We start from the raw sequence: 11,386 nt of genomic DNA, 5'->3' as shown, positions 1-11,386 counted from the left end.
GAATCCGTATACTGACTCGCCTTTGACAGTCTGCTCTTTTGGAGAGAGAAATGATTATTGTGTTACGGCTGATTGCCGTACTGATTGTCGCAATCTTGCTATTTGTGTTTGGTGGGCTGTATTGCCTACTCAGTCCACGTAACCCACGCAACTGCTACCAGATTAGTAAATGGTTTGGTCGTCTATCTGGCTTATTTGGTACCAAGGTAGAGCTGCGCTTTGCCGAGGGCGCACCACGTGAACCGGGCGCGAGTGTGTGTATTGCTAACCACCAAAGTAACTGGGACATGGTCACGCTCTCGAATGCACTGATGCCGGGTGCGGTCACTGTGGGCAAAAAAAGCCTGTTGTGGATCCCGATTTTTGGTCAGTTGTATTGGCTTACCGGTAACGTATTGATTGATCGCGCTAACCGCAGTAAAGCGATGGGAACCATTGCTCAAGTGATTGAAAAGATCCGTGAGAAGCAATTATGCGTATGGTTATTCCCAGAGGGAACACGTTCGCGTGGCCGTGGCTTATTGCCGTTTAAAACGGGCGCATTCCATGCCGCCATTGGCGCACAAGTGCCGCTGGTGCCTGTGGTATGTAGCTCGACCCATCATTGCAAAGCGAACCGTTGGAACAACGGCCATGTGATTGTGGAAGTGATGGCACCGATATCGGTCGAGGGCTACAGTAAAGAGAATGTGCGCGAACTTGCTGCACACTGTCATCAACTGATGAAAGCGAAACTTGAGCAGTTGGATGCGGAAGTGGCTGAGCGTAATAAGCAGTCTGCATAACAGAGGAGTGTCTCATGACCCCAACCCAGCGTCACCATGTGGTCTTGGTGTCACCTGAGGGTGAACCCAAGGGGACCGCTGAAAAGTTGGAGGCCCATCAGCAAGGATGGCTGCACTCGGCCTTTTCGCTCATGTTATACCGTCTTAACCAAGACGGTGAGCGTGAGTTCTTGCTTCAGCGTCGTGCTGACAGCAAATATCACAGCGGTGGGTTATGGACCAATACCTGCTGCTCGCACCCCAAAAAAGATGAACCTGTGGCTGCCGCGGCCAAGCGGCGTTTATATGAAGAGCTTGGTATTGCGCGTCCGCTTGATTTCGCCATGGGGCCTGCCTTTATCTACCGTGCTGAACTGGATAACGGTCTGGTTGAGCACGAGTGGGATCAGGTGATTGCGTGTGAAGTGAATCATGTGGAGATGATTTTAAACCCCGATGAGGTATCGGATTGTCGCTGGTGGTCGGAGCAAGATATACAAGTCGCACTGGCGGACTCGCCGGAGCAATTTACGGCTTGGTTCTCACAGGTATTTGCTCACATTTGTGCGATGACGCCGACGCATGCTATGGCTTAGGTGTGAGAAAGCATAAAAAAAGCGGCGTTAAACGCCGCTTTCTTGTATGCAACGGCATAGGTTACGCGTGACGCACCGCAATCCCTTCAATTTCAATATCTACATCTTTAGGAAGGCGAGCGACTTCCACACAAGAACGGGCGGGATAGTTTTCTACGCCGTGCTCATCAAAAAAAGCGCCGTAGACTTTATTGATTTCCGCAAAGTCCTCAAGGTTTTTAACGAAGACAGTCAGTTTAACAATGTCATTCACTTTGAGGCCCGCCGCTTCAACAACGGCTTTAACGTTATCGAGTGATTGGCGTGTTTGAGCAGTGATCTCTGGTGAAATTTGACCAGTCACTGGATTGACAGGGATCTGACCGGAAGTCAGTACCATGTTGCCGAGATCGACACCCTGTGAATATGGGCCAATAGCTTCAGGTGCCTGCTCAGTTTGCAGTACTTGGGTCATGCTGTATTCCTTTGTTAAAAAAGCGACGTTAATAGTCTGCAACGGTTGCGCGGCGAGGTAAAGTACTTACTCGCTTGCCAGACGTTCTCGTACTGCTTTTTCGCATAAGTTCAACTCGCTCACACGGCGAGGTGCAACAAAAATCGTGTCGTTACCGCCTACCGTGCCTAAAATCGCAGGGTGACGATTCAGATCGATTAAGCGCGCGATCAACTGCGCACCACCAGGGTGGGTTTTGATTACCACCATGGCATGACTGCACGTGATTTCATCAATTTGAGATCCCACCGATGACACCGCGTAAACGGGCTCAATATCGCCGCTGATCGAATACACCTTCTGTCCATGTGCATTGGGGATCTTTGCCACTCCAAGTTTGGAGAGCAAACGAGAGACGGTAGATTGGCTGACGTCGAGATACCCCAGTTGGACCAACTGCTGACGCACTTCGTCTTGGGTGGTAAAGCTTTGGGTTTGTAATAAATGCCGGCAGGCTGAGAGGATGTTCTCCTCCGGATTGGAGGCTGTCACCGACGGAATTGCATAATCACTCACCGGTCACTCCTTTATAATCGATGGCTATTAACCTCGAAAATAGTGAATTTCACTGCTTTCTGGTGATTTTAAACGCATAGTATCAGTGTTGGCGGGGGCAAACCTTGATGATGGTCACTGCTTGACGCAAAGAATAGACGCCGGATGCATAGGCACCCGGCGCGTGGATCAGTCGCCGAGAGTGGCAACCATGACCGCTTTGATGGTGTGCAAGCGATTTTCTGCTTCATCAAAGACAATCGAATAGTCAGACTCGAAGACATCTTCTGTCACTTCAAGGCCTTTTAAGCCATATTTGGCTTCGATCTCCGCACCCACGGTGGTTTCGTTGTTGTGGAAAGCGGGTAAGCAATGCATGAATTTTACGTGTGGATTGCCGGTTGCTTTGACCACGTCCATATTGACTTGGTAAGGCTTCATCAATGCGACACGCTCATCCCATGCTTCTTTGGATTCACCCATAGATACCCACACGTCGGTGTACAAGAAATCACAGTCTTTGACACCTTCCTGCACGTCTTCGGTGAGGGTAATGCGTGCGCCCGTTTGTTCAGCGATCGCGCGGCATTGTGCGACCAGCTCTTCTTCAGGCCAGAATGCTTTTGGCGCCACTAGACGAATATCCATCCCCATTTTAGCCGCACCGACCATCAGAGAGTTGCCCATGTTGTTTCGGGCATCACCGAGGTACGCAAAGCGCATTTCGTGAAGCTGTTTTCCACGACCATGTTCAATCATGGTCATCAAATCCGCCAAGATTTGGGTGGGGTGAAACTCGGTGGTTAAACCGTTCCAGACCGGCACACCAGCATATTCGCCCAGCTCTTCAACAATCGCTTGGCCAAAGCCACGGTATTCAATGCCGTCATACATGCGACCAAGCACGCGGGCCGTGTCTTTCATGGATTCTTTGTGGCCAATTTGAGAGCCTGTTGGGCCGATATAGCTGACTTGTCCGCCTTGGTCGAACACGGCGGTTTCAAACGCACAACGGGTACGAGTCGACGACTTCTCAAAGATCAGCGCGATATTTTTACCTTTTAAACGTGGGGTTTCATAGCCATTGTATTTGGCTTTTTTGAGTTCAATGGCCATGTCGATAAAGTGTTGGATCTCACGGGGTGTGAAGTCCAGCAGCTTTAGGAAGTTACGGTTACGTAGATTAAATGCCATAGTGGGTAATCCTCTCGTTATTGGTCTCAGGCTTGCGCTGGTGCAGGTTGGCCGTGAGAAATATTGTTGTTATTGACTGCTTGGGCACGAATACGTGTTCCGGCTTGGCCGGCAAGAATAGCAAGGCCATCCTCTAAGGCTCCGATGCCAACCAGTTTTCCGCCTTGACGGATAAATTCGCAGGACGCGTCAATTTTGGGTCCCATGGAGCCTGCGTCGAAGGTGTATTGGCTCAGATCATCAGGGGTGGTATCCGCCAATGCGCGTTGGGTGGGTTGGCCATAGTCCAAATACACCGCGTCGGCATCGGTCAAAATCAGCAAGGCATCGGCATTGATTTGACGAGCAAGGAAAGCCGCTGACATGTCTTTATCAATCACAGCCTCAATCCCTTTAAGTTGATTCCCTTCTTGAATCACAGGAATGCCGCCACCACCGGTACAAATCACAAGGTGTCCTTGCGCAATCAGGCTAGCGATGGCGTCATCTTCCACAATGCCGGTTGGTTGTGGGCTGGGTACAACACGACGATAATATTGGCCATCTGGTTTGATGTCCCAGCCGTATTTTTCAGCCAGCGCCGAGGCCTCTTGTTGGTCGTAAACGGGACCAATGGGCTTGGTGGGATTGGCAAACGCGGGATCATTTGGATCGACGGTCATTTGCGTGAGCATGCAAGAAACGTGTTGCTCGGGGGCTAAGTTATGCAGCTCTTGCATTAACATGTAGCCAATCATGCCTTGGGTTTCTGAACCGAGAACGTCAAGTGGATATGGCGTGACGGATTTATACTCCAGCCCCTGTAAGGCGAGTAGGCCAACCTGTGGACCATTACCGTGCACGAGCACCACGTTGTATTGTTCGCCAATCGCTGCAATGGTTTTTGCTGCTTTGGCAATATTGGCGCGTTGAATGTCAGCTTCTAAAGGCTCACCCCGGCGAAGGAGTGCATTGCCTCCGAGTGCCACCACCACAGTTTGTTTTTTCATACTTAATACTCTCTACAGTCGGTGGGGGCTGAGCTACTTGCTCAGCCCAACAAGGCGATTAGATGCCGTCACGATGGATTGGGCAGCTCATGCAGCGTGCTCCGCCACGACCGCGACCTAATTCGTCACCAGGAATCGACAACACAGTGATACCCGCTTTGTCATATTTTTCATTGGTATAGGTGTTGCGTTCATAACCCACGACTACGCCAGGACGGACAGTCAGTACGTTGTTAGCATCATTCCACTGTTCGCGTTCGGCTTCGAAGCTGTCACCCCCTGTGGTGATCAGATTTAGTGGGCCAACATCCAGTCCTTTTTCAATCGCGGTCAGGAAGTAATCCTCTTCGCGAACGTTTAGCTTGCCGGTGCGATCACCGGTGAGGCTCCAGCATTTGATGTCTTTACGGATCACTTCTGGGTATACCGAGAAGGTATCTTCGCGCATATGGGTCATCACGGTATCAAGGTGCATGCAAGAGCGGTGTTTCGGTAGCTCCATCGCAATCACTTGTTTGGCTTGGCCGTGTCTAAATAAGCTAGAAGCCAAGTTTTCTACCCCTTGTGGGGTTGTGCGCTCGGACATACCGATAAGCACCACGCCCTTGCCGAGGACGGTAACATCGCCGCCTTCAATGGTGGCGTTGTCATAGTCGATATTTTCGCCGCCGAAGTAGGTAATAAAATCACCGTTCGCAAAGCGAGGGTGCCATTTATAAATGGCGCGAAGATGATTGGTTTCACGTTTACGCGCGGGTTTGGCCATAGGGTTAATTGATACACCACCGTAAACCCAGCAGGAGGTATCGCGGGTGAATAGGTGGTTGGGGAGTGGAGCAATAATAAAGTCGGACGGTGCGTGCATGGCTTGCAACATAGAGGTTGTTGCGATTGGCAGCTCAGAATAGGCCAATCCGCCTAAGAACATCGATGCGAGTTCATGGTGAGGCAGGTCATTCAAATAACAACGGATGTCATTAGCAAACGAAGGGCCGAAGGTATAATCCGAGATTTTTAGGTTCATCAGCCATTCTTTGGCTTCAGGTACATCCAGAGTCTCAGCCAGTAGATTTTGGAGCAGGAGGACTTCAACGCCTTGATCACGTAGGGTTTGAGCAAATTTGTCATGCTCTTCACCTGCACGTTCAACGGACAGAACATCATCAAACAGTAAGTCATGACAGTTTGATGGTGTTAAGTGGGTGAGCGCACGCTCAGGACGATGCAGCATCACGGTACGTAATTGACCAATTTCAGAGCCGACATAGAAGTTGTTCATCTTTCTTTCTCCGTATATCTCTGCTTGGCTTTTTATCGGAAGGGATGAATAAAAAGTGCAGATGTATTATTGGGTACAGATTCATTCTAACGCGGTGTCTGGGGTATTCTTGAAGTTAGATCACAGTGAATTAAATCATTGTCTTTTGCCTTTTTTACCCTGTGTTAATGGTATTTATGGTATGAGGTTTTTTGGTTTTTTAATAATTAAGCAGGAATTGTGAGTGTCTAACGAAATATTTTTTAATTTCCCTTTGTTAATGCGGATCTATTTTCTTTTTTATGCCAATCAGTATTACTTTGAATGATGAGGGTATGCGTAATAAGTGAATGGCTATCTTTCTATTTTTTCTTTGTTAACAAATAAAGCCGTTTTTTTCCTCAAAACTGTGATTGATGTCGATATAAATACTTTTTTTGTTAAAAGTGTAAAATAACTGTGTTTATTGTCTGGATGGCGGGAATCCGTTTTATACCGGTAACGGAACTGTGTAAAAAAGAGAAATACGGTGCCATGTTGTTTTGAGAAGTGGAATATATCACCGTGGTGAGGCATGGTTGAGCGAGGGAGTGGCAGACATAAAAAAGCGCGCTGACGAATACGTGAGCGCGCTAGTCGGTGTATTAATAGGGGTTACAGCATGACACCCACACTGAGCATAACCATAATCATGATGGTAAGAATACCGAGTAAAGGCGCCACCCATTTGATCCATTTAACATAGGGAACGCGAGCGATAGCAAGGCCACCCATCACCACGCCGGAGGTGGGGGTGACGAGGTTGACGACACCGGATGCAGATTGATAAGCGGTCACGACTAACTCGCGCCCAACGTTTGCAAAGTCAGCCAGTGGCGCCATGATAGGCATGGTGAGGACTGCCAAACCAGATGATGATGGCACCAAGAAAGACAGCAAGACTTCCAGCCAATACATAACGTTGATAAAAACAAAAGACGATAGCCCAGTCACCATACCTTCAGCACTGTTCAAGATGGTATCTGTGATCATGCCTTTATCCATTATCACCACGATACCGCGGGCAATACCGATGATGAGGGCCACACCCAGAAGGTCTCGTGCGCCATCAATAAAGCTGGTGGTGATCTCTTCTTCACTCATACGTGCAATCAGACCAATAATAATTGCAGCACCGAGGAAAACGGCAGAGATCTCGGCCATCCACCATCCTAGTGAGGAGACGCCATAGATCATCACGGCAAACGCGGCAGCAAAAATGCCTAAGATCACTTTACGTGTGGTGGTGAAGGCAAGCGTTTGTGTTTCGTCATGATCGCCAAGGAAGTGTTTTTTATTGCTCTCATACTGATCATAAACAATGGATTGGCTCTGGTCAGCGCGCACTTTGCGGGCATAACGCATCACATAGGCAACACAGATAAGCCAGCCAATGGCCAAAATAGCGAGGCGTAACAGAATACCATCGGTAAAAGGGATACCGGCGGCATTCGCGGCAATGACAGTGGCAAACGGGTTGATGGTTGACCCTAAAGTACCAATACCGGCACCGAGGAGTACGGTAGCCGCTGCTACTACAGGGTCAAAGCGCGCCGCCATCATCACAGGAACGAGTAGGGTATAAAAAGGCAAGGACTCTTCGGCCATCCCGTAAATCGTACCGCCTGCGGCAAAGAGGCCCATTAGGATAGGGATCATCCACTCTTCGCGTCCTTCTAAGCGTTTGGTCACCCGCTCAATCCCTGCATCAATGGCACCGGTTTTGGTCACCAGACCTAAAAAGCCACCAATAATGAGGATGAAAAGTGAGACATCAATGGCGGCCGCTTCATAGGTTTCGTGGTTATAAAAACCGTCAATGGGGGCCAGCAGCACGTCGACTACGCCTTGAGGGTTACTTTCAACTTGGTGGTAGGTGCCTGATACAGGCACATCTCGGCCGAGTTCAGCGTTATATTCTCGTTCGTACTGACCAGCAGGGACTATCCAACTCAGCGCGGCGACCAAGGCAATCAGAATGAACAATATGGTATAGGCGGATGGGAATTTGAGATTGGCGAACCAACCTTTTTTTTCAGGAACACTTTGGGTACTCATACTATCTCCTCATACCTCTTCTGAGTGCAATAAAATAGGGCACTACACGTGTTGAGGTAACTCTTTTAAGTTTCACGTTATTTTCGTTGTTCTTTTCTGCCGATGTCAGTGGCTTTTTCTTTATTGTAAAAGTGCATCCGTGAATAGTTCTTAGTGATATCTCACAAAAGAAAGGGACTGTATGCTGTCGCTTAATTGATGAGCAGATTAAAAGTGAATGGCTGTTTAGTTTGCGTGCTTAGATATATCACTCAGAATGTTCTTAGTATGATGGTGAAGTGGGTTTTTATTGTTTTAAATTTTCTTTAACCGCTAACCACCAAGACACCATGACTTTTCTATGTGAATAGACTGCGTAATTAGTCATGCCTACTCTATAAGTGTGGTGAATAAAAAGCAGATTAACTAAAAATGTCGCAGGGTTAAAAACTCGCTGTTTTTTTGTTTTATATCAAATTTAGAGGTTGCGATAGAATTGTTGAAGAAAAGAGGAAGGCACTGCAGCCTTCCCAATGATAGCTATTGTTTCTTTCTTTTCGGGGTTTTGGCGGGCTTCGGTAATACGATCATGTCGCATTCTGCGAAGTGATCTTGAAACGCGCGGTTGTTCTTATCGAAAATCACGATAAGGTTACCGAGCCCAAAGCAGGCTGTCGCAAGACGAATCAGTGCTTGTGTGGGGCGAATATTACTACCGTCAGCATTTTGAATGCGCAGGCGCCAGGCCCGCATCCCCAGCGTCTGACCGGCTTTACACCAGAAGTAGCCGTAGAATCCGCAAATCACACAGGCGAGATAGGCGGTGTAAAGAGGCTGTGCGATAGGGTGATGGGTGAGAAAATCACTGGCATCTTGATAAGGTGCCATCGACATCCCGAGCGCTTGTGCGATAGCCAATGCTGCCATCACCGCGCCGCCTGCAAGCATAAGTAATGCGGCAACAATCAAAAGATCATAAACCCAAACAGCAAGACGGCGAAAAAAACCGGCGGTTGGGCATGCAATAGAAGAAGTCTGCATGGTTTAGCTACATCCAAGTATCAAAGTCGCCGCTAGCCTAGCACATTCACTGTTTAGGTGAGTAAGCTGATAGGGCGGTTTTGCGATGTCGTTTGCTCATGATTACACCGCCTTTGATGTATTTAACCGCGAATTGGTTAAAAATAGCGCGAACAAACATTTTTTGTTTTTTAATGCTTGCACTCGAAAGGGCGGTACGTATAATTGCCAGCACTTGCCGAGATGGCGGAATTGGTAGACGCAGCGGATTCAAAATCCGCCGCCTTAACGGGTGTGAGGGTTCAAGTCCCTCTCTCGGCACCAAATCCCAAAAAGCCCCTGTCGAAAGACAGGGGCTTTTTTCGTTTATGCCGACTGAATCGTGATGACTTCACAATCCTCGGGTATCGCGCAAGGCAAAGCGAACACGGCAAGGTATTATCGAGCCGTGGTTGTCACAGGGAGTGGTATGGTGCAGGTTCGCTATCAAGACATCGCCGTTTGGGTAAAAACGCAAATCGATCAAAGGGTGTGGCAAGCCGGTGAGCGGATCCCTTCCGTTCGTGAGATGAGCCGCCTCCAACATGTTAGCCCAATGACTGTCATGCGCGCTTATGAGCAGTTAGAAGCGGATGGCTGGGTTGAGGCTCGCCCCAGAGCTGGATACTTTGTGCGTCCGCATTACAATCAATTGTCTTCCGACTCTTTGGCGCGTCCTCAAGCAGACTCTCATTGGCTGCAGGCGCATCAAGATGTCTTTGATGTGATTAGCGCGAGCAAGTCAGGCTCGTGCTTTCCGTTCGGCTCGGCGTTCCCTGATCCCACTTTATTTCCCATGCAAGCGTTAGGACGGGCGATGGCACGAGTCCTTCGTCAATCATCGCATCCAGATTATCTCACCATGCTTCCTCCCGGTGATGAAGGTTTGCGTCGCATGATTGCGCAGCGCTACCTGCGGCAAGGAATAAAGGTGGCGATGGATGAGATCATCATCACCAATGGTGCCATCGAAGCGTTAAGCCTATCACTGGCGGCCCTGACTCAGCCCGGGGATAAAGTGATCATCGAAGCGCCAGCCTTTTATGGGGTGCTGCAAACCCTTGAGCGGTTGCAACTGGAGCCCGTGCCCGTGCCGGTCGATCCTGAAACGGGAGTGAATATAAACGCGCTTGAAGCTGCGTTGAGTACTCACCACGTCGCTGCTTGCTGGCTGATGAGTAACTTTCATAACCCAACGGGGGCATCGATTCCTGAAAAAGATAGACCAGCACTGGTATCACTGCTCGCGCGTCACCAAGTCCCTTTAATAGAAGACGATGTCTATGGTGAGCTCTTTTTCTCTGAATCACGCCCCATGCCACTGAAGTGTTATGACAGCCAAGGGCTAGTTTTGCATTGTGGGTCGTTTTCGAAACAGTTAGCGCCTGGTTTCAGGGTCGGTTGGGTGGCGGCAGGATGTTATGCCACACAAATTGAAAAGCGACAGTATGTGTCCAGTTTATCTGTGGGTGCCCCTAACCAGCTCGCTATCGCGCATTATTTGCAGCAGGGTGGGTATGACGCACACCTGCGCCGTTTGCGCACTGCCTTGTTACAGCGCAAACACGCCGTACGTGACAGCCTGCGCCGTATTTTGCCGATGAGTGCATCGGTCACCGACCCTCAAGGTGGCTACTTCTTATGGGTCGCACTGAATAATGGCATGGACACTCGCCAGCTATTTCGAGAACTCTTGCCCTATGGCATTACACTCGCACCGGGCGCTTTGTTTGCCACTGATGATCGGTTTAACGACTGCTTCCGCTTAAACTTCTCTATCAGTGAGCCTGAGACTGTTGATGCTGATACGCCAGCGAGCGTTGACAGCGGCCTTACACAGATTGCGACTGTGCTCTCATCTTTATCAATAGCCGATACTGTTACAGCTAAATAGCGGTGGCTTTGTACTAATCCCGTCACTGGCCCTAGGCATACACTAACTGGGCACACACTTTAGGGAGAGAAAAGGATGAAATCAGAGCTAAGCATGATGGTCGTTGCGATTATCTGCGCGGCCCTACTGATTCTGGGCCATGTCATCATTATTGAAACATTGGCTTACTACACGTGGGCTGAATGGACCGCTGGCGCCATCCCTTTTGTACTTTTCTTTATGGCGTGGGCGTCTATTCGACATTGCCGCGCGAAAGAGCGGGCAGAAGAGCGCCAGAATCAGCATTAATTGAACGGTAATCTTTGGCGTCTTGACGGTTTTTGTTTGTTTTATAGACAAACAAACCGCAAGGCGCATTTTTTTTATATTTAGGGGTTGCGGGAAAAACTGAAATCTCTATACTGCGCTTCCTGTCGACGGGGCAATGAGACGCAAGTCACGAAATGCCGACCACTAAATCGACACGCTCTTTAACAATTTGACCTATGCAATCTGTGTGGGCACTCGTTGAGAATAGACAAAAAGATTTATTCGATGAACTGAGTGACCAAACGACAACTTTTATAGT

Annotated in this window: 11 protein-coding genes and 1 tRNA gene; 5 read left to right on the top strand and 7 right to left on the bottom strand. The window is 49.0% G+C overall.

The genetic code is table 11. The features are described from left to right. Positions 1–50: 50 nt before the first annotated feature. Together BZG84_RS13710 and idi are read left to right on the top strand one after the other, a co-directional pair. A complete protein-coding gene (locus BZG84_RS13710; RefSeq protein WP_077479485.1) occupies positions 51–785 on the top strand; it encodes a 1-acylglycerol-3-phosphate O-acyltransferase in 735 nt (244 codons plus the stop codon). 14 nt (positions 786–799) lie between these two features. Beyond that, entirely contained in the window at positions 800–1,360 is a 561-nt protein-coding gene (gene idi / locus BZG84_RS13705) for an isopentenyl-diphosphate Delta-isomerase (RefSeq protein WP_077479484.1), read from the top strand. A gap of 61 nt (positions 1,361–1,421) precedes the next feature. Here the strand turns inward: idi and BZG84_RS13700 are convergent, their stop codons facing one another. From BZG84_RS13700 to BZG84_RS13670, 7 genes are all read right to left on the bottom strand, one after another. Continuing rightward, positions 1,422–1,814 carry a RidA family protein gene (locus BZG84_RS13700; RefSeq protein ID WP_069589244.1) on the bottom strand — a complete coding sequence of 131 codons (393 nt, stop codon included), beginning with the start codon at positions 1,812–1,814 and terminating at the stop codon, positions 1,422–1,424. Positions 1,815–1,880: 66 nt separating this feature from the next. After that, positions 1,881–2,369, bottom strand: a complete 489-nt coding sequence (locus tag BZG84_RS13695; protein WP_069589242.1) for an arginine repressor — start codon at positions 2,367–2,369, stop codon at positions 1,881–1,883. A 168-nt stretch (positions 2,370–2,537) separates the two neighbouring features. Beyond that, positions 2,538–3,542 carry an ornithine carbamoyltransferase gene (gene argF / locus BZG84_RS13690; protein ID WP_069589241.1) on the bottom strand — a complete coding sequence of 335 codons (1,005 nt, stop codon included), beginning with the start codon at positions 3,540–3,542 and terminating at the stop codon, positions 2,538–2,540. Between the two features lie 26 nt (positions 3,543–3,568). Then, positions 3,569–4,531, bottom strand: coding sequence for a carbamate kinase (gene arcC, locus BZG84_RS13685; protein WP_069589240.1), 963 nt, complete (start codon positions 4,529–4,531; stop codon positions 3,569–3,571). A gap of 58 nt (positions 4,532–4,589) precedes the next feature. Then, positions 4,590–5,810, bottom strand: a complete 1,221-nt coding sequence (gene arcA, locus BZG84_RS13680; RefSeq protein WP_077479483.1) for an arginine deiminase — start codon at positions 5,808–5,810, stop codon at positions 4,590–4,592. Between the two features lie 633 nt (positions 5,811–6,443). After that, positions 6,444–7,886, bottom strand: a complete 1,443-nt coding sequence (locus BZG84_RS13675; RefSeq protein ID WP_077678331.1) for a YfcC family protein — start codon at positions 7,884–7,886, stop codon at positions 6,444–6,446. Between the two features lie 519 nt (positions 7,887–8,405). After that, positions 8,406–8,906 (bottom strand): RDD family protein, encoded by a 501-nt coding sequence (locus BZG84_RS13670; protein ID WP_077481986.1) that lies wholly within the window; start codon positions 8,904–8,906, stop codon positions 8,406–8,408. Between the two features lie 216 nt (positions 8,907–9,122). Between BZG84_RS13670 and BZG84_RS13660 the strand changes: the two genes are divergently transcribed. The 3 genes from BZG84_RS13660 to BZG84_RS13650 all read left to right on the top strand — a co-directional run bounded on the left by BZG84_RS13660 (position 9,123) and on the right by BZG84_RS13650 (position 11,106). Then, positions 9,123–9,209 (top strand) — tRNA-Leu (locus BZG84_RS13660). 61 nt (positions 9,210–9,270) lie between these two features. Then, the gene (locus tag BZG84_RS13655) at positions 9,271–10,818 is read left to right on the top strand and encodes an aminotransferase-like domain-containing protein (RefSeq protein ID WP_198536737.1); all 1,548 of its coding nucleotides are present in this window, start codon (positions 9,271–9,273) and stop codon (positions 10,816–10,818) included. Between the two features lie 75 nt (positions 10,819–10,893). Beyond that, positions 10,894–11,106, top strand: coding sequence for a hypothetical protein (locus BZG84_RS13650; protein ID WP_069589232.1), 213 nt, complete (start codon positions 10,894–10,896; stop codon positions 11,104–11,106). Positions 11,107–11,386: the final 280 nt, after the last annotated feature.

This window comes from Salinivibrio sp. PR932 (genome assembly GCF_001996125.1).
Taxonomy (GTDB): Bacteria; Pseudomonadota; Gammaproteobacteria; order Enterobacterales; family Vibrionaceae; genus Salinivibrio; species Salinivibrio proteolyticus.
The sequence above is the reverse complement of the archived record's forward strand: the minus strand, read 5'-3'. Positions and strand labels throughout refer to the sequence as shown.